The sequence below is a fragment of the Kocuria sp. TGY1127_2 genome, assembly GCF_013394385.1.
In the GTDB taxonomy this organism is placed as follows: Bacteria; Actinomycetota; Actinomycetes; order Actinomycetales; family Micrococcaceae; genus Rothia.
On the sequence record NZ_AP022834.1, the window covers coordinates 2,218,371 to 2,241,452 of the forward strand.

The window sequence follows — 23,082 nt, forward strand, 5'->3', positions numbered from 1 at the left end:
GATGGCACAAACTCTCGAGACTCTACATATTGAGCGAAAACACGAAGGGGGACTCGTGGACGCTTATGAACTGGGCGACCGCATCAAGCTCGCCCACGCCAGCCTCCAAGCCGTTGCGGACTCATGCGGTATCGACATACTGCATGTCAAAGGTTATGCGGCCTTGGACGGTTTTTACCCGGCGTCGCGTTTCAGCACCGATGCGGATATTCTGGTTCGTCCGAGCCAAGTCGACGACTTGATCGGCCACTTGGTCAGACGAAAGTGGGAAAGGGTAGCGGACTTCACCTCAGGTTCCGCTTTCCAGCATGCCGCTACCTACCGTCATTCCTGGTGGGGAGCGGTGGATATTCACCGGAATTTTCCGGGAATTCAACGTGCCCCGGAAGACGGATTCGACCTTTTGTGGGCCGGCCGGCAGACGGCGCCTATTGCCCATTTTCCGTGCACCGTGCCTGCCTACCTTGACCAATTGCTGATCATCCTTCTGCATGCGGGCAGGGACGGTTACCGAGGCACGCAGGATGCCGCTTATATCCGCAGCATCCTCTCAGACGCTGACATGGAAGATATTCGGCGGCGTGCTGTACAGCTCCGCGGGGAGGTCGCTCTGGCGGCGTCTCTAGGAGAGCTCGAGGAGTACCGGAGCCACCCCGACTACCTGCTATGGAAGTTCATGTCCCAAGGCGGGTCCCGGCTCGACGAATGGGTTGCCCGCTGGACTGCGGCAAGGACCATGCGCGGCAAGATTGCGGTTGTGACATCGGCACTCATGGTGAACAAAGACCATTTGGCGATACGACTCGGGCACAAACCTTCCAGACTGGACATCGCTTCGGAATGGATGGCCAGGAACCGTCATGCGGGGAACGAGGCTGTGCAACGCCTTGTGAAGATGTGGGGACAGCGATCGGGGGATGAGGACAATGGTCAGAATCGCGGCTGACGTAGCTTGGGTACGATCTACCGGACCGGCTGACGATTACTGCCTATTGGCCCGCGTCCCGGAACAGAAACCGATCCAGCTTTCCGGTTCCGCCGTAGACCTGTGGCTGTGCTGGGCTGATGGGCAGAGCCTGGACCAGGCGGTCGACTTCCTGTCATCCATTTATTCCGTGCCCGCCGCACAGATACGCTCCGAAGCCGGCAAACTCTTTCGGAAGCTGGTGGATGAAGGTTACCTGGAGACCCAACACCCTGTGACCAGGGGCTAGAAATCCTCGCCGAACCTGTCGAGAAGTTCCCTGAGTTGCCTCTCGAACCTGGACAGACCGAAGGATCTGGCATGTTGCTGGATACGAGTCGGCTCGAAATCGGAGGGTGAGAATTTGTCCATTGCCCGCCGGATCGCTTCGGGCTCTGGTGTGTCAATGAATTGACCTGTGACGCCGGGTTCGATCGTGTCCAGAAAACCACCGGCCCGCAGTGCGAGAGTCGGTTTTCCGTAGGCCGCACCCTCCAACGGAGTGATGCCGAAATCCTCATAAGGGACCGCGAGAACGGCTGAGCAGTGCGAGTACGCCCACCGCATCTGGGCGTCATCGAGATTGCTTGTCAGGCGAACGTTTTCGGGAGCCGTTGCACGCAGTTGGCTTTCCATCGGACCTGCGCCGATCACGACCAGCCGGTGCCGTGTTCCACGGACTGCCTCGATGGCGTGCTGGACGTTCTTGTAAGGAAGCAACCTCGAGACCACGAGGAAGAATTCATCGCTCCCCCAGTCGATACCGGGAATGCTTGTGCGGATGGCGTTCGTGTCCACGCTGTGGGGCGGGTAGATGATGGGAGCTTCCAGACCGTAGACGGACCGGATCCTTTCCTGAACCACGGTGGAATTGGCAATATACGGATGACCATCCGAGGTGGCGGCCCACTGGTCCCACCTCGTGAGGGCAGGCTTCAAGAGGTCCAGAACCCGGGCCGTCAGAGTACCTGCGGCTCTGTCTCCCATGTACTGGTCACTCCGATAAAGCCAACGTGCCGGGCTATGGCAGTAAACCACCTTCTCTCCGGACACGTTGAAACCGTGCGCCCAGCCGGTCGATGACGCGATGGTCAGCTTGGCGGGCACCCGGAACAGCGTGGCGGCGAGGGGAAGAAACGGTAGTGCGATCCTGTGCCTTCTTCGAAGGAAGCTGATTCTGTTCAGAGGGGATGTGCGGACGTCGGCTTCTTTGAATTCCGGAAACGTGGCTTCGGGATCGTACAGCGTTGTGTATATGGGTGCTTCCGGAAAGATTTTGTGCAATGCCAGGACTACACGCTCTGCTCCCCCACGCTGCGTCAGGTAGTCGTGGGCTATGGCGATCGGAAAGTCCCGGGCCGAGCTCCTGGTTGTCAGACAATGGGCCACTTGGGCGATGATCTTGTACACCGGTCCCCTAGAAGATCTCTCTTGCGCGTTCAGGATACCGAATCCGGGAGAGGCCCGCGGTCTCGACGCACAATGTCACCAGTATTCTTCCCGCCGCCCGGGGTACGAACGGGAGGACCCGGTCGACCGCGCCGCCAGCCACGAGGCGTTCGCGCGTGACCCCCGTCAGGCGAAACCCTAGAGCTAAGGCTTCCCGGCCATACCGGCGACAGCGCTCGTCATATCCTCCGACAAGGTCGTAAGCCTCACGTGCAGCCGAGCAATTGGCCACCCAACATTTCCACCGCTCCGACGCGGGAAGCTGAAGCGCTGATTCCCGCGACTTCGCGTCGGCGTCCCTCCCGTATGCGGCCGCGGAGGGGCTATCCGGACAATGATCGGCAGTCAGGCCGGCTGCGGAGGGAATTCTCAGATCCCCATGCGCAGCCACGTGCCGTTCAATGAAATCTATCCGGGGTTCGAGGTCTTCGTCGCAACGGATGATGATTCTTCCTGGTGCCGGTTCAATTCCCTTGTTGAGGGCTTTCGACCGTCCCTGGTTAGTTTTGAAGATGTGATACTTGAGGTTGTCGAATCCGTTCTGGATGTATTTTTGAAGAATTTCTTCCGTGGCGTCGATATCACCATCGAGGATCACGATGACTGCGAAATCCGAATAGGCCTGATTCTTCAAGGCATCCAAGGCGTGATGCAGGCGGTCTTTTCCACCCTGGGTTGGAATAACGACCGAAGCGGCGAGAGAAGAGCTCATAGGTTCTCCTTGTAAGGGCATTTCAATCGATGGAGTCAATCGTCTCGAGGACCTCGCGGGTTCTTGCCAAACCTGTCGCTGGCGAATAGAGCCTCTGCCAACGGTTATGGGCCGTTGCGGTCAAGGAGTCGACGCACTCCGGGGATTCGGTGAGCGCCGTGATTGCTCGACGAAGCATCGCTTCCAATGCGTCGACGTCACCGGAGGGGAAAGTCCATGGGTAGTCCGGCCCCACGACCTCCGGCAATCCGCCGTCGTCGCTGACCACAAGCGGCACGCGCGCGCTCATCGCTTCGGCGGCGACGAGCCCGAAGACTTCGCCCCACTGAGAAGGAACCACGAGTACATCGATCATGCTCAAGAAGGTCTCGACCGGCAGGACACCATGCCGGAACAGACGGGATTCGGGAAACTTGCTCAGGGCGAGCTCGACCTGGTCCGTATTGTCCCGAGCCACATGGTCGCGGCCGCCGCCCAAATGAAGTTCGAGGTCAGTTCCGTCTGCCAAGAGACGTCGACACGCGTTTCCCAGAGTCACGACACCTTTGAGCGGAGACATACGGCCGATGAAGCCGACCCGAACCGGTCCAGAAAGGCGAAGCGTTCGTTTACCGGTTTGAATCTCCGGTACCCAATTGTGGAAAGCGCACGTGCCCGCTACGCGATCCGCGGCGAACTGGGAGGGAACCAATCGGGAGGCAGCCGCTCGCAGGGCAATACGGGCCAGAAACGCGTTGACTCCCACGGGTATTTGGTGGAGATGCACAACTTTGCGCCGATGGGCGCCGAGGGCGAATGAAGGTACCAGCCCGTTGCACCAGATCCATTCGGAACGATGTTTCATTCCGAAATAGGCCAGCCCAAGAACATACTGCCATCGGGAGCGGGCCTGGATCTCCTGGCGCATGAAGCCTTCTTCGAACGCCCGTTCCAGAACGTCCCCTGGTTCTGTGGGCGCCACGATGACGACTTCGCGCCCCATGCTGCGGACGGCGCTAGCCACGGAAAACATCATATTCTCCCCGCCGGAAATATCGCCATTGTTGGTCGCTATCAAGAGACGAGAAACCGTCATTGAGGACCCACCTCTCTTATGCCGAAGCGGCGGTCGATTCTGGCTCGAAGGCACAAAAGCAGTTCCTTGGTCTGACGGCTTCCCCTCGTTTCTGCCGTGTAGTGCAGCACCGCCGCGTTCAAGCCAACCACCACGAAGGCAATACACATTGCCAGTGGACGGCCAACGGAATCGACGGTCCAGTGGATCACCAGATTTCCCAGGACCACGTGGCCGATGTACAAGGAATAACTGATCGTGCCGAACCATTGCACGGGGCCCAAAAGCAGAACCCTCGTCTTCCGGCGGGCGACGACGGCCAGGAATATCAGTACCACACCGAGCACCCACACACTCTCGGTCCAACCGTGCAGGGTGGCGTGCATGAGTACCGCGAACGCTCCGCCCAAACAGCTGAGAGCCCAAAATTTGCCGGCATCGGGACCGGAACTGTATCTCGCCCGGAAGGCGAACATTCCGGTGATAAAAAACGGTGCCCACTGGACTACAAAGACGTTGAGGAGCATCTTGACCGGCGCCCAGACGAGCTGGGGGTCGAGGCCTCGCGAGTATCCCCCGAAGACGAGGGCAATGCAGAATGCAACCAACAGCCAGATACCAGAAATCCAGTAGAGCAGTTTGTCGGTCAACCTGCACCGAGTGATCCAGAGAATCACGAATACCAAGATGTAGAACTGCATCTCAATAGCCAGCGTCCAATAGACCTCGTCCACGTTCGGGACCAGAAATAGACGCTGAACCATCGCAAAATTCAGTATTCGGTTGACCCAACCGATGTCGGTATGGGGAACGGCGAATGCCACTGACAAAACAATTGACTCGCAGAGGGCGAGCCAGTAAGCCGGGTACAGCCTTGCGGCTCTCGATATGACGAAATCGCTAGGCCGACGAGATGTGCATCCGCTCATGAGGATCACAAATCCACTGATCAGGAAGAAAAGCTGAACCCCATAAGCGCCCCAGTACATATCAAAGCGAAATGGCTCACTCGCGACGTACTTGGAATCGTACCCGCCTGTGAAATGACTGAATACAACGAATAGCGCCGCTATGCCCCGCAGACCGTCAAGTTCCTTGAATCTATCCCGCACGGTGGAGTCCCCTATTTCTCGAAGGGCTCGGTATCCAGGCGGCCTCTTTCCGCTGGATAACCCCTGTCGGGACACCTGCATAGGTGACCGGCATGGCAACCGGCGATCCAGGAACGACGGTTCCGACGCGAACCATCAGCACACCCATGAGGAATTCGAATAAATGCAACCTGCCGGCCGATGCTGTAGCCCGGTCTGTCTGCCGGACGATGCCCGCCTCGAATGGAACCACCACTTCCGGCGACTTCTTAGATCCGGTCATTTGTTCGCCTCATTGAGTCACTCGGCGGATAGAGCTTCGTGATGGAAGCGGTCATAGTCTTGAGGTTAGGCAATGGCCGTGCGCCGGAGTCAGGCGTGGAGCCAATGACCGGGTAACAGCCTCTCATTTTCTCCACAAGATCATCAGTCGATACGGGTGAAGCAAGAGTGTCTCCGCCCACGATCTCCCGGTTCCCACCGACATCATTGGTCACCACAGGAACTCCGGCTGCGACGGCGTCCAAGAGAGTGTACGAGTAGTTCTCCCACTCGGAGATCTGCACCAGAACGTCCGCCTGAGCTAAGGCCTGGTACGGTTCCACGAAACCGGGAAACGTGACAGCCTCCTCCAGTTCCATTTCGCTCGCCAGGGCCTCGAGGTCGGCTTTCAGAGGCCCCTCCCCTCCGACAACGAGCGTTGCTTCACGATCAACCTCGTGAACCGCGGCGAACGCACGGATCACCGTATCGATGTGCTTCTCAGGCGCCAACCGGGAGAGCGTCAGAAATCGCGTTCCCTCGCTTGATTCGTGCTTCTCCCTGTGGTGCCCGACGGCCTTCTGGACCGCGCCGACGTCGACCCCGTTGCGGACCACGTGGACATCACGGGCATGCCATTTCGCCTCCATGACGCACTTGGTCGATTCGCACACGGCGATTGCCCGGTCAGTGATTCTGAGCCGGCTCGAGTGAACGATGTTCATGACTTTCGCCCGCACCGGCGAGGGTTGGTATGTGGAATCCTCTGGTGCGATTCCGTGTTCCGTCGTAACCAACAACGGTGCTGCGGAGGTCCCCGGCAAACGACCCATCACCTGACGGAGACCCACAACCGTTGCGGACACGACGTCCGCGAAGGCCAAATGAGAATGTACGACGTCAGGTCGAAGCCGCCTGATAGCACGTTCGAGCGTCCGGGCCGATCTGAGAAGGCCGAATTCGGTTCCGAACTCATCGGTCTCCACGTGCGAGCCTTGGGCACGAAGTCGCCGGGCCAGCTCACCGGCGGGGCAGAGAACGTGAAGATCCCAACCCGGCAGACCCGCCCGTGCCACGTCAAGGACGTGGCGGGCCACTCCCCCGATATCCGGGACGGGGACGAGCCACAATGCTCGCGGCCGAGAATCTACTAAAGCCACTTTTCCAAGCGCTCCCATGTAGCAGTGGAGCAGCTTTCCCCATTGTTCACATGCCCCTGCCATATTTCCGGAATCAACGAGGCGGCCCGCATTCCAGTACTCGCTGCGGAGCCGAACCGACCGTTGGAGTCACGCCGAATCACTGTGCACTCGGGTATTGCGCGCGGACATGCTTCAGGAGAATGATCATCGACCACAATGATCTCGGGGGGCTGCTTAGCCGAAGGCCTCATCAGACGAAAGAAACCGCACCAATGCCAATGTCGGTTGTGGATTTCCGCAATGAGGAATAACTATCGAAAATGAATTCACAGAAACCTCGTTCCGAGGTTGAATTCATGGATTCCCCGGGCCGCTGAGCCAACGGTAACGGGCTCGTCAGCCGTCCGTGTCCCCCACACGGGCAGAGTTGTCATCGCTTTGTATCTCCCCCAAATGATCCAGCTCTTCTTCGGCGGCCCAGGCCGATAGACCGGGCCACCGGATGAAGTTTAGCCCACGCCGCCGAAGAGGCTCGTGACCGAACCGTCTTCGAAGACCTCCTTGATGGCCCGGGCAATCAACGGCGCAATCGAAAGCACCGTGAGATTCTCGAACTGGTGCTCCTCCGGGACCGGAAGCGTGTTGGTCACGATGACCTCGTTAGCACCGGACTTTTCCAATCGCTCACAGGCAGGTCCAGAGAAAACCGGGTGCGTAGCGGCGATGATGACGTCTTTCGCCCCTGCCTCCTGCAGGACCTTGACAGCTCCGGAGATCGTGCCGCCAGTGTCGATCATATCGTCGATCAGCACGCAGGAGCGGCCTTCGATATCCCCCACGACCGTCTTGGAAATAGCCTGATTGGGGACCGAAATGTCGCGCGTCTTGTGCACGAATGCCAAAGGTGCGCCCCCGAGCAATTCCGACCATTGTTCCGCCACGCGGACACGGCCGGTATCCGGGGACACGACGGTCACGTTATTCAGATCCACGCGAGTCTTCACGTAGCCAACAAGCAGCGGGATAGCCATCAGGTGATCGACCGGGCCGTCGAAAAAGCCCTGGATCTGCGCCGTGTGGAGATCAACGCTCATAATGCGATCCGCACCAGCGGTTTTGTACAGATCCGCGATCAAGCGAGCCGAAATGGGCTCACGGCCCTTATGCTTCTTGTCCTGCCGCGCATAAGGATAAAACGGTGCAATAACGGTAATCCGGCGAGCCGAGGCGCGCTTGAGAGCATCGATCATGATGATCTGCTCCATGAGCCACTGGTTGATCGGCGCTGGGTGGGACTGCATCACGAAGCAGTCAGCACCACGCACGGAATCCTCGAACCGCACATAGGTCTCACCGTTGGCGAAGTCGTAGGCCGAGGCGGGGAGCAAATCGCACTCCAGCTCCTCGGCCACGGACTCCGCGAGCTCGGGGTGGGCCCGTCCTGTCACCAGGACCAGCTTCTTCTCCCCTGGGTTGGTCATGGTCTGGGTCATGGACTAGCCTTCCTCGCCGCTATTTTCAGCATCTACACCGCGTGACTTCCGGGCGGCTTCCGCCGCTGCCGTGCCCGCACGTTTCTTTTCGACCCAGCCCTCAAGATTGCGCTGGGGAGCTTCGTTAATAGCCAACGCGCCCGCCGGAACGTCCTTGCGGATCACCGTTCCGGCGCCCGAATAGGCTCCGTCGCCCACCTGAACGGGGGCGACGTACATGTTGTCGGAGCCCATGCGGACGTTTGAGCCGATTACGCTGCGGTGCTTGTTGACGCCGTCGTAATTGACGAACACCGAAGCCGCCCCAATATTGGAATTCTCGCCGATTTCCACATCACCGGCATAGGTGAGGTGGGGAATTTTTGAGCCGGCACCAATATCAGCGTTCTTGGTCTCGCAGAAAGTGCCGATCTTGCCGTCCTCGCCGAGAACGGTCCCGGGCCGGAGGTAAGCGAACGGTCCCACGATTGATCGGGGCCCAACGCGAGCACCCGAGCCATGCGTGCGAATGACGGTTGCGTCTTCACCGATTTCGACGTCGGTGAGCGTGGTATCCGGCCCTACGGTCACGCCGGTCTCGATCACGGTCTTGCCGTGCAACTGGGTACCGGGAAGAATCGTGACGTCGTTGGCGATGCGCACCGTGGTATCAATCCACGTCGTTGCAGGGTCCACGATGGTTACGCCGTTACGCATATGATCTTCGGCGATGCGCTGGTTGAGAACCTTTCCGAGCTCAGAGAGCTGGATTCGGTCATTCGCCCCTTCGACTTCCCATCGGTCGTCGATCGTCAATGCGGAGATTCGACGACCGTTTTCCCGGGCAATGGACAAAACGTCCGTGAGGTATTTCTCACCCTGAGCATTTTCCGTGGTCACGGCGCGCAGGGACTCGCGGAGAGCTTCGGCATCGAAAGCATAGATTCCCGAGTTGACCTCGGTCAGAGCAAGTTGTTCGGGGCTGGCATCCTTGGCCTCGACGATGGCGGTGACCTCTCCGCCTTCATTGCGAATGATGCGTCCGTACCCACCCGGTTCGTCCAGGTTGGTCGTCAGGACAGTGGCAGCATTGCCCTGCTCCCGGTGATACCTGGTCAGATCACTGATCGTGGAAGATGTCAGGAGAGGAACATCACCATATGTGACGATCACGGTACCCTGGATGTGCCCGTTGCCGAGGTCATCCAGTGCTTGCACCGCGACTTCGACGGCCCGGCCAGTACCCGGGACGTCATCCTGGTCGACGATCAGCGCTTGGTCATCAAAGGCGCTGACGTGCTCGACCACACGTTCCCTCTGATGGCGGACCACAACGGCCAAATATTCGGGTGAGAGTTCGCGAGCGGTCGAGATCGCATGTTCAACCATCGACCGGCCACCGATCGAGTGCATCACCTTGGGCAACGAGGACTTCATGCGGGTTCCGGCGCCCGCGGCCAAGACGATGACCGCTGAGGGCGCTTCCTGAATACCAGAGGTCAAGAGAGTAAGACTCCTTGCTGTGGATGCTGCCAGCGCGGGTGCGCCAACTCGTTCCGCCTCTAGGATTCGAACCTAGACAAGCGGCTCCAAAGGCCGCTGTGCTGCCATTACACCAAGGCGGATCACCCGTCGGGGTCACATGCCCCACGAACGGTTACCTATCGTATCAAAGCATGCGACCGGTTCTGTCCGCGAGTCGGTAACACGTAGGCTAATGCTCGTGGCACATCTACTCGGCGGCGAATCGCTCTATATTCAGTTTCCTACCCGCACCGTATTCGAGGGAGTCACGGTCGGCGTTTCCGAGGGAAATCGCATCGGAATCGTCGGCAGGAACGGTGATGGCAAGTCGACTCTCTTGTCATTGCTTGCCCAGCGGATCACACCCGATGCAGGACGCGTCACGATTCGTTCCGGCGTCCGCGTCGGGTATTTGGACCAATCCGACGTCCTCAACGATGACCATTCCGTCGGGTACGCGTTGGTCGGAGACACTCCGGAGTACGAATGGGCGTCCGATCCAAAGATCCGAGACATTATTTCCGGTCTGGTTCAGGACCTCGACTGGTCGGCTCCGGTCAATTCGCTCTCAGGCGGACAACGACGACGGGTCGCCCTCGCGGAACTCCTCGTGGGCGATTGGGATGTCCTCATGCTGGATGAGCCGACCAACCACCTCGACGTCGGGGCGATCACCTGGCTCGCACAACACCTCAAGAACAGGTGGCCGAAATCTCAAGGCGGACTCCTCACGGTCACGCACGATCGCTGGTTCCTGGACGAAATCTGCACCGACACCTGGGAAGTGCATGACGGCATGGTGGATCCCTTCGAGGGAGGCTACGCCGCCTACGTCCTGCAACGAGTCGAACGCGACCGCCAAGCAGCCGCCGCCGAAGCCAAAAGACAAAACCTCATGCGCAAGGAGCTCGCGTGGCTCCGACGAGGCGCGCCGGCCCGCACGTCCAAGCCGAAGTTCCGCATCGATGCCGCCAATGAGCTCATCGACGACGTCCCACCGGTTCGTGACAAGGTCGAGCTCTCGCAAATGGCCGTTTCACGACTGGGCAAGGACGTCGTCGACATCGAGGACGTCTCCGTCTCCTATCCCCTGCCCTCCGGCGGGGAGAAGTCCGTGCTGAACCACGTGACGTGGCGAATCGCACCAGGTGAGCGCACGGGGATCCTCGGAGTCAACGGGGCCGGTAAATCGACATTGCTGGGACTCGTCACCGGCGACGTCACACCTTCGGACGGTCGGGTCAAACGCGGCAAGACGGTGCGGGTTGCGACGTTGACGCAGCAACTGGACGAGCTGAAGGACGTTCTGCACGAGCGGGTCTCGGAAGTCATCGGCCGCAAGCGGACCAGCTATATCGCCGATGGCAAGGAGATGACGCCCGGTCAGCTCCTCGAACGTCTGGGCTTCACGAACGCGCATCTGTCGACCCCCGTTCGCGACCTTTCGGGCGGTCAAAAGCGCCGTTTGCAGCTCCTGCTGATCCTGTTGGACGAGCCGAACGTGCTGATTCTGGACGAGCCTTCCAACGACTTGGACACGGACATGCTGGCGGCCATGGAGGATCTGCTGGATACATGGCCCGGCACCCTCCTGGTGGTCTCCCACGACCGTTACCTCATGGAGCGAGTGACGGACCAGCAGTATGCCGTCATGAACGGTTCTTTCCAGCATATGCCCGGTGGCGTCGACCAATACCTCGAGCTGCAGGGCCGAGCCGAAACCGTGAGTCGGGAGAAGCGGGCAACTGCCGCGTCCGAGGCCACCGCCGCCTCACGCACGGACGCTACTCATTCCGGAGCCGAAATCCGCGAGGCCCAGAAGGAGATCAAAGCGATCGACCGCAAGCTCTCAAGGCTGAGCGAGACCAAACAGAAGCTCCACGAAGAAATGGCCGCGCACGACCAGTCCGATTACGAGGGCCTGGCCGAATTCGGCCGCAAGGTCCAAGAGATTCAGAACGAAGTCGACGAGCTCGAAATGCGCTGGTTGGAGCTGTCCGAGATCGCAGGGTAGACGACGCAGAACCGGAGAAGAGGCAGCAAGCCAGCGTTGACCGTAGACCCGGATACCCGAATTCCAGTCAATAAGAGCTTCCTTGCCGCCACATCCAGGCGTCTTGCGGCAATCGGTGCGGGGTGCGCATAACCCGGTAGCCTCTCCCCTGCGAACCAGCACCGTCGGTAGGCGAGTTCTAAGACCTATACCGTCCGAAATCTCCACCCGGCCGAGCTAGCGCTCCACGCTGGGTTATTCCGCGCACCCTCATCCTCGGTCTTCTCGGTCCACGGGCGCGCCACAGGCCTGCTCGAACCATGAGCGGAAAGGTCTGTTCGGCTCATCGGCGGGATCTCGTGGCTCGTCCGTGCTGTGCCAATCTTTTCCTCAATCGGCAATCCAATGTCACCCTGGCCTCCGAATACCTTGTGTAACCCGGCCATGAAGCCCTTTCGACGAATCGATCAGGCCAATGGCACTCACACAATTTATGGAGCACAACATGCCGTTAACCGCCCTGTTCACAGCTGCCGGTAACGTCCTGCAAACCGCCTTGGACCACCTAGCGCTCACACAATTGACGCTCGTCAACGGCCCGTTAGTGGATTTTGGGGGCCTCCTGAACGGCCTACAAATAGGGCAGTTCCAGTAATAGTGCCTCGACCTGCAACCGAATAACCGATTTTGGAGTATATCCGTATGTCACCTGGGACGGCTCAAGCCAATTTTCCGCTCACCAACCATGAGCGGATGAAATTGACGCCCGCTCAGTACGGTATTTGGTATGCGCAGCAATTGGACACCCAAAATCCTCATTACCAGATCGGGCAGTACCTCGATCTGGACGGGACCCCGGATCCCAGCGTTCTCGACATCGCCATAGCGCGATCCATGCGAGACATCGACGCGCTGTCCATGCGTTTCCACGAGGACGACCGTGGTCCTTTCGCGACTATAGAGCGGCCAGAACCGCTGGCCGAGGTTCTCGACGTCGTCGACTTGCGCCACATGGGTCAGTCAAACGCGATAGAGCGAGCCAAAGAGCGCATGGACCAAGAAATGAACACCCCCAGGGATATGACCGGCCCCGATCTCTTTGGAACCACCGTGTTCGAATTGCCCAACGGCCGATCCATGTTTTTCCTCCGCGTACACCACATCATGGCCGACGGTTATTCAGCCGTGATGATCCTGAAGCACCTCGCTCAGGTCTATTCGGAGATTTCCCAGAAATTCTCATCCGGGCAAATCGATGAGAAAACCCTGAGGGACGACTCCCGTGCGGCAGGAGAAAATCAGCGCGTATTCCCGAGCCATGACGATTTATTGGAGTCTCTGGACGAATACCAGAATTCCGACCAATACGAAGAAGACAGGGATTTCTGGCGCGAAGAATCGAGCAGAGACGTTATTGCGGAGGGACTGGAAGGCACGGTCAATGGTGTCGCTCATGAGGTCACCCGAGCGACGATTCCGCTGTCCTCTGAAGAGAGTCAACAGCTCCGAGACCTCGGCAGGGATCTGCCCAAAACCATCATCAGTATTATTGCGTTGTATATTTCGCAGCACACCGGACAGGGACGCGTCTGCCTAGGCTTGCCCGTGACGGCGCGTTCGGGACGAGTGACCAAATCCACCCCGGCGATGCTCTCCAACGTCCTGCCGCTCTTCGTGGACACTTCAGCCTCATTGACTCTCGAACAACTCTTTGCGACCACGGGAACGGTCCTGCGCAAAGTGCTCAAGCACCAACGTTTCAGGTTGGAATCGTTGGATTCCGCGCCCCCTCGTACCGGCCCGTCGGTGAACCTTCTCCCCATGATCGGTGATCTGCGTTTCGGTCAGATCACAGGTTTGGTTCATATCCTCTCGACGGGGCCCGTCAACGACCTTTCAATAGTTCTTGCGGGGTTGGACAGCGCAGCAGCGGAACCAGCGCTGATTCTCGAAGGCGATGCGCAGTTGTACTCGCCCGAGCTCCTGGCCGAGCACGGATCAGCCTTGCGTGATTTCATTGCCCTCGCCCTGCGCACTGCCCAGGACGACGTCGTCGGGCGGATGCGAAGCACCGATCCCCAAGGGACCAGCGAACTGTTGTCACAGGGTCAAGGACCGGCCCAGCGGGTGGAACCACGGCCCGTCATGGACTCGTTTGCAGAAGCAGCCAGGGCACAACCACGCCGAACCGCGGTTACCAGCCCGGCAGGCTCGCTGACCTTCGGTGAGCTGGAATCGAAGTCCACCCAATTGGCACACTATCTGCGCAGTTCGGGTCTTCACACGGGCCAACCCGTGGCGGTGCGTATTGAACGCGGTGTACTGCTGCCCTTACTCATCCTTGCTGTTCTGAAAGCCGGCGGTGCCTATGTGCCAATGGACCCGGAGTACCCCACTGAACGGGTCCACGGAATGCTTGAGGACGCGAACCCAGCCCTCCTTCTGACCAGCCAAGAACAGGCCTCTGCGGATCGTGAGTCCGGCGCTCCCTGGGATCTGCCGACCGTGATCGTGGACTCCGACACTTCATGGAAAGACCAAAGCGCCGATGCTCGCGGTCTGCCTCGGGTATCTGCCGACGATTTGGCCTATGTCATCTTCACTTCGGGCAGTTCCGGTCGCCCCAAGGGCGTCGGAGTCGGGCACCGGTCCCTAGCAAACCTGCTCTTACAGCACCGTACCGAGTTGTTCGACCCGACTGCGCACAAACTTCACCGGCATGCCCGGATAGCCCACACTGCCGGCTTGTCCTTCGACGCCGCATGGGACCCGATGTTGTGGTTGTTCGCGGGGCACGAGTTGGTCATGGTCGATAACGAAACCCGCAGGGACCCGCAGCGGCTGGCACAGCACCTTCACGATCTGCGCATCGACTTCATTGAAACCACGCCCACCTTCGTCCAGGCCCTGTTGGATACGGGACTCTTCGAAAGCGACGGGCACCCGACAACGGTGGCCGTCGGCGGCGAAGAGATCAGTGCCTCACTGTGGGACCGCTTGGCCGCTTTGAACAACACCACGGCTTTGAATCTGTACGGCCCCACCGAAGCAACGGTTGACAGCATGCTGACCGTCATCTCCCCGGGGGAAGAACCCCATCTTGGCACGTCGGTAGGCAACTCCAGGCATTACATCCTGGATGCCAACATGAACCTCTCTCGACCTCACGCAACAGGCGAACTGTATCTGGCCGGCCTCAACCTGGCCCAGGGATACGTGGGGCAAACCGGGCTGAGCGCCTCCCGTTTTGTGGCGGACCCCTTCTGGGCGGATGGTTCCAGGATGTACCGTACGGGCGACCTCGTCCGACGTCGCCCCAACGGCACAATACAGTTCTTGGGGCGAGCCGACGATCAGATCAAGATCCGGGGGTACCGGGTCGAGACCGGAGAGATAGAAGAAGCGCTTCAGAATGTCCCCGGAGTCGCCCAGTCAGTCGTGCTGGTCAGCAACTACGGCGAAGACGTTCGGCTGGTCGGATATCTGGCGACCGGGCCCAGAAGCGATACCAAGATGTCGCTGGATGTCCGAACCGTCAAAAATCACCTTCATTCGACTCTGCCCGGGTACATGGTCCCAGCCCAGATCGTCATCGTGGACGCCCTCCCCCTGACCTCCAATGGCAAGCTCGACCGTCAGGCCCTGCCCTCCCCGGAAGCAACGGAACCAGCCTCGACTCGGGAGGCACGGACTGCTTCAGAAATGGAACTGGCAGAAGCGTTCGGACAGATCCTGGGCCTCCCGGCCGAGTCTGTCGGAGTGGACGAGGATTTCTTTGCCGCCGGCGGACATTCATTGTTGGCAACTCAGCTGGCGGCACTGATTTCGGACCGGACCCAGGTTCCGGTCGCGGTACGAGACATTTTCGAGAACCCGACTGTTCGGCGCTTGGCGGCACAGATCGAGGGTGCCGAAGCTAGCACTGGCACGCCGGCTTTGCAACGAGAGGAGCACCCAGAGACTATCCCGGTTGCACCGGCCCAGCGACGCCTGTGGTTCCTCAGCCAGCTCGAACCCTCGTCAGCGGCATACAACGTTCCCGTTATTCTGCATTTGACAGGTCCCGTCAACGTCAGGGCTCTCAAGGAGGCCTTGTCGGACGTCGTCGTCAAGCATGAGCCGTTGCGCACTGTATTTCCCTCGCCCGAGGGCGAGCCGATCCAGCATGTGCTCGACGGAGAATCAGGACGGCCCCGGCTCACGAGCGTAGAGATCCCGCCTCAACAGCTCGACCACGTCATACACGAAGAATCAACGAGGCCCTTCGACATCGCCAACGAAGTTCCGTTGCGGGCCGTGTTGGCAAAAACTGGAGAAAATCGCCATACGCTGATGGTGGTCATGCACCACATCGTCACGGACGGGTGGTCCCTCGCACCATTCGCCCGAGATTTGTCCACCGCATATTTCACGCGGAATTCCGGGAAGAATGACCCGCTCGTTTCGCCCACAATCAGCTACTCGGATTTCAGCTTGTGGCAGCGGAAACAGTTGGGTGACCCCGCCGATCCTGAGAGCACGGCTCACGAGCTGGTGCGGTTCTGGGTATCCGAGTTGCGCGACATGCCTGAGGAAATGGCTCTCCCCCGGGATCGGCCCCGGGCCCCGGGCCTGACAGGTTCTGCGGCCAGTGCGGCCGACCACGATGCCGAAAACCAGAGCACCTCGAACGGCGTCGGGGAGTTGCTGTTGCGAATTGATGCCCAGCGGCATCACAACCTACGAAAAATCGCCGCCGAGAATCAGAGCAGCCTGTTCATGGTCCTGCAAACGGCCGTCGCGGTCGCGCTGAGACAATACGGGGCCGGCGACGACATCGTTTTGGGCACCCCGGTCGCCGGACGCACCGATCCGCAGGTCGAGGACCTCGTGGGGTTCTTCGTTAACACGATAGCTTTGCGCACGAGATTTGATCGGGACCCGAGTCTTTCCGAGGCACTCCAACGTGTCCGGGAGACGGATATCGCCGCGTACGCCCATCAAGACCTCCCGTTCGACACCGTGGTCGATGCGGTCAATCCGCGGAGGGACCCGCAACGGCACCCGATTTTTCAGGTGCTGCTCACGATGCAGAACACTCCGGCTGCCGCAGTGGACCTTCAAGATATCGAAGTGACCGTACCACCCCAACGCGTCAGCGCTGGAGTCAAAGCGGATTTGCTCTTTGATTTCAGCACCCCGGATGGAGAGTCCGGAGACATACATGCCGTCCTGGGGTTTGACGAATCGCTGTTCGACGAGTCCACGGCCCAACGCATCATGGATGCCGTGGATCTGGTGTTGGCCACGCTCGTCGAGCATTCGCACTACCGGCTCTCCGAGCTCACGGCTCTTGACGCCGAAACCACGAGTTGGATGGAGAATCTCTCACACGGTCTGAGAACGCCCGCTCATGAATCTGTCTTCGAGTTATTCGAAAACACCGCACGGCAATACCCAGGGCATCTTGCGGTGGCGGATCGCTCCGAACACATCACCTATGTCCGGCTGGCCGGGGAAATCCGCCGTGTAGCGGCTGCACTGACGGCCCACGGTATTCAACGCGGTGACGCAGTGTTGATCGCTCTCCCACGCGGCGTCGGTTCCATCATTGCTCTGCTCGGTGTCGTGCGGTCCGGTGGCGTGGCGGTCCCTATAGACGTTACCTACCCCGCGGCACGCATTGCTCGAATCGAAGAGGCCTCAAAGCCTCGGCTCATCATCACCGAAAGCAGTGACGCTGCTCCGCTCGTGCCGGAGGCGGGCAGTTCCAGTCTGACGGTTCCATCACGGCAGGTAACCATAGGTGACCTGCGCGACAGTGACGAGACGACTTTGCCTCCCATGCCTTCGCCCGAGGACGTGGCATACCAGGTGTTTACCTCGGGGACCACCGGGGCTCCGAAAGGGATCCAAGTCCCACATCGGGCCCTGAATAATCTACTGACCCAACATTACAAGGGCCTCGTCGGAGCTCACCAGCGCGCGGTGGCTCCACGATTGCCTCGCGTCTTGCACGCCACGGGTATGGGATTCGACGCGGCCTGGGACCCTGTTATTTGGCTCATCTGCGGGGCTACCCTGCTGATTCCGACCGAGGCCCAGCGAGTGGATGCAGAAATGATCCTGGATGCGCTCGCTCGAGATTCGGCAGCACCGGCTACCCCTCGCCGTGCAGAGGCTGATGCGAAACATCGAGCTGAGGATACGAGCGAGGTCTTCGACAAGGTCGGTGGCGCGGACATTCTGGAAACTACGCCTTCCTATGCGCAACAATTACTTGCGCTCGGCCTGGAAGCTTCCGTGGAGGCCCAAGGGAAGCAGGTGACTCTCGCTCTCGGGGGCGAGGCCGTATCCGATTCCTTGTGGGCACAAATCGCCGAGGCTCCGTCCATCCACGGCTGGAATCTCTACGGGCCCAGCGAGTTCACGGTTGACGCGTTGCTGGGAGAAATCGCTGGTCCCCACCCGCATCTGGGCAAGCCCATCAACAACGTGAGCTATTCCGTGCTCGACCATACGTTGGCACCTGTTCCTCCGGGCGTCGAAGGAGAACTGTATCTCCACGGGGATTCAGAAGCTCACGGATACGTGGATCGGCCGTCCGAGACCGCCTCGCGTTACGTTGCGGATCCCCGAAGCAACGGCACACGGATGTACCGCACCGGCGACGTGGTGCGGCGAAAGGCCAGCGGAGCTTTGGAGTTCCTGCGACGCGAGGATGATCAAGTCAAGCTCCGTGGTAACCGAGTCGAAGTAACCGAGGTGGAATCCGTGCTCCAAGACACGGAGGGCGTCCAGGCCGCGGTCGTACGCCTTGTCACTCCGGGGGATTCCGAAACCGCTCAATTGGCAGCGTGGATAGTGGGCGAAGGGGACCCTGAGGATATTCGCCAGCGGATTCTGGCTCAACTGCCCAACTACATGGTTCCCACACGGATCCAAAATATCGCGTCAATTCCACTGACCTCTCACGGAAAAGTAGACGTCGCTCGTCTCCCCCGGCCCCAGACCCATCACGGGGCTTCCCTTCCACAAACGACAAGGGAACAAGCCGTATGTGCCCTCACGGCACAGGTACTCGGCGTGGATGCCGTCAGCCTCGACGACGATTTTTTTGCCATGGGCGGTCATTCACTGTTGGCTGTGACCCTGGTCGGTCGACTCAAAGACGAACTCGGCCTGCAGATCCCCCTGAGGGAGGTCTTCGAAGCGCCGACGCCCTCGCAATGGCTGACTTCTAGCGGACCAGCCTCACCCCACGCAGCCATTCGGGAAGGCAACATACCCGCCGAGAGCGGGTCAGCGAACATCCACCAGTCGGCTGGATTGGGTGCTTGGGTCGATGCCCACCCGCGGGATCATGCGACGGAGGTGCCGCTGACTCTGGGGCAATCGCGATTGTGGTTCCTCAACCAACTGCACCCTGAGTCTCCGGAATACAACGTCCTCCTGCGTGTCAGGCTCGAGGGCGACTTGGATACCGCAGCACTCACCGGAGCGATCAGCGATGTCGTTCAACGTCATGAGATTCTTCGAACCACATATCCGAAGGTCGCGGGCAACCCCGTTCAACGCGTGCACCAAGTGCCCGAGGATCTGGTCAGCGACCGGCCGCTGGACTACGGCTCAGGCTTCGACCTGGCAAGCGAGCTTCCGATCCGTGCCGCTGTCGTGCCCACCGGAATGAACACCTGGCGCTTGGAACTGATCATCCACCACATCGCAACCGATGGGGCTTCCCTGCGACCGTTGACCGATGATCTTTCTCGGAGCTACAGAGCCCGGGAAAGCGGAACGGCCGGCGTGCAGTCTCGGAAGGACCTCCAGTTCTCCGACGTTGCACGCCGTGAGGCCTCTGATCAGGCACAGCTTACCCGCAACGGCAGGCTGCAGCTTCCGGACCTGAGGCGTTGGGTCGAGCGCTTGGCCGGAGCGCCCGCCGAACTGTCCCTCCCGTCTTCGGGCGCTCGCCGCAACAGTGCCGAGCAACCAGCGGACCAACTCCATTTCGAGATGCCGGCCACGCTGGCTACCAGCCTCGCCGAGGTGTCCACCGCCCAGTCTGCGAGCGATTTCCACGCATGGCTTGCCGCTTTGGCCACCTACCTGCAACGGATAGGCGCCGGCGACGACGTCGTGATCGGAGCGCCATCAGCCGGCCGCACAGACCCTGACGTCGCGGACCTCATGGGGTTTTTCGTCAATACGCTTCCCTTGCGGATCAGGACCGACCCTGAGGAGACCACGTTTGCGGACGCCGTCGCCGCGGCGAGAGAAGTGACGCTGGAGGCTCTGGAGACAGAGGACGTGCCGTTTGAGCAAATCGTTGAGGCGCACAACCCGGAGCGCCAGCTCGGACGTCATCCCTTGTTCCAGACCATGCTTTCGGTCGAGCAACCGGTCGAGCTGACGCTGGATCTTCCCGGCGTTACCGCAACCGCCCTGGAATCAGAAACCACTGGCAGCGCCAAGGTCGATTTGTCGTTTACTCTCCGGCCCCGAGCTGACAGGACCGCGGTAGACGGAGTGTTGGAGTACAACAGCGCGATGTTCACGCCCAATGCGGCTCGACGGTTAATAGATCAATGGAGGACCTACCTGGAGGAAGTCACCACGGACCCGGACAGGAAAATCAACGCCGTGTCGTTGGACGGAACCGCGACGGCCTTGGCCCCCTGGCCAACCGAGGAATCCGCAGTTTCCGTGGTGGAAACGTTCGCGGAGACCGTCCGAAGATTACCGCAAGACACGGCGATCGTAGCCGGATCGAGGTCGATGACTTATGCGGACTTGGACGAACACGTCCGCAGCCTCCGGAAAGGCTTGCAAGCCCACGGTGTGACTCCCGGGGATGTCGTCGCGATATGCCTTCCCCGGTCGATCGATACCGTGGCCGTCCTGCTGGCCATCTGGCAAGCCGGCGCGAGCGCATTGCCCGTGGACATCACCATGCCGGATGCGCGCATAGCGGAAATGCTCACCCGTTCCGGGAGCAGTCTGGTCCTCCGCACCACGGACTCGTCCAACGAGGACGCCGCATCATCCGGAAGAGGTCTCGGCAGTGTCTTCGACGCCGGCTCGACGTCGTCCTCGACAGACGCTGCAGAGCGTACCTCGCCCCGGTTGATTGACGTGGCAGAGCTTCTTGACCTTCGGCATCGAGTCCCGGTCTCTGAGCCCCGCAACCTTTCGAGTCAGGACCGGACTGCTTATACGGTCTTTACCTCCGGAACCACGGGCAAACCCAAGGGAGTACAAGTTCCACAGTCGGCCCTCTCCCGCCTGCTTGCTTCACATCGCTCTACCGTCTTGCCACGGCAGGGTTCCGGGAGAAAACGGATGGCGCACACGACCGGAGTAGGGTTCGATGCCGCCATGGATCCGGTGCTCTGGATGATTTCGGGCCATGAGTTGCACATGATTGACGATTCCACGCGCCGCAACCCACAGTCATTGCTCGAATATTTCGCCCAACACCACATTACGGCTTGGGAAAGCACTCCCAGCTACATCACCGCTCTCACCGGGGATCAAGACCTGCAAAAATACCTCGACGGGCACGGGCTCGACGACCCGTTCGTCTTGTTGCTCGGTGGTGAACCTATAGACCCGGGACTGTGGACGTGGCTGAGGGAGCGTCCCTCCACTCATGCGTGGAATCTCTATGGTCCTACTGAAGCTACTGTCGATTGCCTGGTCGGCGCCATCACGGAGGCGCCCTGTCCATATCTGGGTCCGCCGACAGGTGCCACTGCGGCGTATGTCCTTGACGAACGCCTGCGGCCCGTTCCGGACGGTGCTGTAGGCGAGCTGTGGATCGCCGGTGCACAGCTGGCTCATGGATATCTTGGTGATCCCCAAGCAACCTCCGCGGCTTTCGTTGCCGACCCGTTCACATCCGATGGCAGCCGTATGTACCGGACAGGAGACCTGGTAACCGTGCGTGAGTCGACCGAGGATGATCAACCGCGCATCAGGGTCCGCGGTCGCTCGGACAGCCAAGTCAAGATCAGAGGCTATCGTGTGGAACCGACGGAAATTGAATACGTGCTACGGTCCAGTCCGTTGGTCTCACACGCGGTCGTCCGGGCTCGACCTTCGGCCCGGGGCACGGTTCTTCTCGCTTGGGTTGTTCCGGATGCCGGCAAGCGCCCAGAGCGCACCGATTCCCAGCTCGAAGTCGAGCTGATCGCTGAGCTCCGTCGCCAGGTACCTGACTACATGGTTCCCGGCGCCGTGAAAGCGATCGACGAAATTCCGTTGACCCCCAACGGCAAAATCCATGATCAGGCGCTGCCGGAGCCTCGTACCCGCGCTAGCGTGGGGCGTGCTCCTTGGGGGCACGCTGAACGGGTCGTTGCGGCAGCCTTCGGCCACGTCCTTGGCACAGAGCATATTGCTGCAGACGACTCGTTCTTCGAGCTCGGAGGGCATTCTTTCGTCGCTCAGGCGGCAGTCGATGCAGTGAACAAAGCCCTACGGACTGAGCTTCCAGTTCAGGCTCTCTTCCAAGCACCGACCGTAGAATCCCTGGCAGCTCTCGCGGACTCGGGCGAAACCTCTTTGCAGAAGAGTCTCGGTCCGGTCCTGCCGCTACGGGATTACGGTGTAGGCGAACCGCTCTTCGCGGTGCATCCGGCCAGCGGCTTGAGTTGGTCTTACTCGTCCTTGATGACGCATTTGAGAATGAAGAGACCGATTCTGGGTCTGCAGATGCCGGGGATCGCACCAGAGCGTTCGGAGGAGTTCGAACCCGTGTCCGCCGACGAGTTGATTGACAGTTACGTTCGTCGAATCCGCCAAGAGCAGTCCACTGGTCCTTACCACCTCGTCGGATGGTCCTTTGGAGGCCGTCTCGCGCAGGCTATTGCAACCAAACTTCAGAAGGACGGCGACGAGGTGAGAACACTGGCGGTACTGGATGCCTACCCTTCGTCGGATTCCATGGCCAGGCTGACCGACCGAGACGACATGTGGCGCGGCTTCCTGTCGGCCAATGGCATCACGGACCATCTCCCTCGGGAACTGTCAGCTGGCACGGTCCGAGAATGCTTCCGGCAGCACGACCACCCATTCGGTTCGTTGCCCGAGGAAACCATGGAACTTTTGCTCCAACGCTTCCATCGCGCCGCGAGTCTCCTGGACGAGGCGGAGATCGATACCTTCTCGGGAGACATGTTGGTCTTCGAAGCCACGAAGGACGTCCCCGGGGACAGGCCGTCCCCGGATGATTGGGGCCCCTTCGTCACCGGTGAATTACGGATCCGACCCGTTCCGGTTACCCACGGTCAGATGCTCAGTGAGCACGCGCTGCAGGTCATGAGACCGGATTTGGATCTCAACTTGTGTGTCACGGAGCCGTCTTTCTAGTGAACCAACATGCCTCTACCGCCCGGATCTTTTGAGAACGTGCCGATTGCGCACATCGTCGGATCGGG

General features: G+C 60.0%; 12 protein-coding genes and 1 tRNA gene. 4 read left to right on the forward strand and 9 right to left on the reverse strand.

Translation table 11 applies throughout. The features are described 5' to 3' along the window. Position 1 precedes the first annotated feature (1 nt). Positions 2-946, forward strand: a complete 945-nt coding sequence (locus tag sake_RS10000) for a nucleotidyltransferase family protein (RefSeq protein WP_129360685.1) — start codon at positions 2-4, stop codon at positions 944-946. Continuing rightward, entirely contained in the window at positions 927-1,214 is a 288-nt protein-coding gene (locus tag sake_RS13640; protein ID WP_165001023.1) for a PqqD family protein, read from the forward strand. The genes sake_RS10000 and sake_RS13640 overlap by 20 nt, the downstream gene beginning before the upstream one ends. On the opposite strand, the gene sake_RS10010 is transcribed toward sake_RS13640, so the two are convergent. The 9 genes from sake_RS10010 to sake_RS10050 all read right to left on the reverse strand — a co-directional run bounded on the left by sake_RS10010 (position 1,211) and on the right by sake_RS10050 (position 9,770). After that, entirely contained in the window at positions 1,211-2,374 is a 1,164-nt protein-coding gene (locus sake_RS10010) for a glycosyltransferase (RefSeq protein ID WP_243155678.1), read from the reverse strand. The two genes, sake_RS13640 and sake_RS10010, sit on opposite strands and share 4 nt — an antisense overlap. A gap of 7 nt (positions 2,375-2,381) precedes the next feature. Beyond that, positions 2,382-3,125, reverse strand: coding sequence for a glycosyltransferase family 2 protein (locus tag sake_RS10015; RefSeq protein WP_165001024.1), 744 nt, complete (start codon positions 3,123-3,125; stop codon positions 2,382-2,384). 22 nt (positions 3,126-3,147) lie between these two features. Then, a complete protein-coding gene (locus sake_RS10020; protein ID WP_129360688.1) occupies positions 3,148-4,200 on the reverse strand; it encodes a glycosyltransferase in 1,053 nt (350 codons plus the stop codon). Beyond that, complete coding sequence (locus sake_RS10025) at positions 4,197-5,372, reverse strand: acyltransferase (protein ID WP_243155679.1); 1,176 nt, start codon at positions 5,370-5,372, stop codon at positions 4,197-4,199. Before sake_RS10025 ends, sake_RS10020 begins: the two co-directional genes overlap by 4 nt. Then, complete coding sequence (locus sake_RS10030) at positions 5,281-5,553, reverse strand: hypothetical protein (RefSeq protein ID WP_178945960.1); 273 nt, start codon at positions 5,551-5,553, stop codon at positions 5,281-5,283. The genes sake_RS10025 and sake_RS10030 overlap by 92 nt, the downstream gene beginning before the upstream one ends. After that, the gene (locus sake_RS10035; RefSeq protein WP_178945961.1) at positions 5,540-6,691 is read right to left on the reverse strand and encodes a glycosyltransferase family 4 protein; all 1,152 of its coding nucleotides are present in this window, start codon (positions 6,689-6,691) and stop codon (positions 5,540-5,542) included. Before sake_RS10035 ends, sake_RS10030 begins: the two co-directional genes overlap by 14 nt. A 491-nt stretch (positions 6,692-7,182) precedes the next feature. After that, positions 7,183-8,166, reverse strand: a complete 984-nt coding sequence (locus sake_RS10040; RefSeq protein ID WP_129360691.1) for a ribose-phosphate diphosphokinase — start codon at positions 8,164-8,166, stop codon at positions 7,183-7,185. A 3-nt stretch (positions 8,167-8,169) separates the two neighbouring features. Continuing rightward, positions 8,170-9,648, reverse strand: coding sequence for a bifunctional UDP-N-acetylglucosamine diphosphorylase/glucosamine-1-phosphate N-acetyltransferase GlmU (gene glmU / locus sake_RS10045; RefSeq protein ID WP_178945962.1), 1,479 nt, complete (start codon positions 9,646-9,648; stop codon positions 8,170-8,172). 51 nt (positions 9,649-9,699) lie between these two features. Beyond that, positions 9,700-9,770, reverse strand: a tRNA-Gln gene (locus tag sake_RS10050). 98 nt (positions 9,771-9,868) lie between these two features. On the opposite strand from sake_RS10050, the gene sake_RS10055 reads away from it, so the two are divergent. Both sake_RS10055 and sake_RS10060 read left to right on the forward strand, forming a co-directional pair. Next, positions 9,869-11,683 carry an ABC-F family ATP-binding cassette domain-containing protein gene (locus sake_RS10055; RefSeq protein ID WP_178945963.1) on the forward strand — a complete coding sequence of 605 codons (1,815 nt, stop codon included), beginning with the start codon at positions 9,869-9,871 and terminating at the stop codon, positions 11,681-11,683. A gap of 732 nt (positions 11,684-12,415) precedes the next feature. Further along, entirely contained in the window at positions 12,416-23,014 is a 10,599-nt protein-coding gene (locus sake_RS10060; RefSeq protein WP_178945964.1) for a non-ribosomal peptide synthetase, read from the forward strand. Positions 23,015-23,082 lie beyond the last annotated feature (68 nt).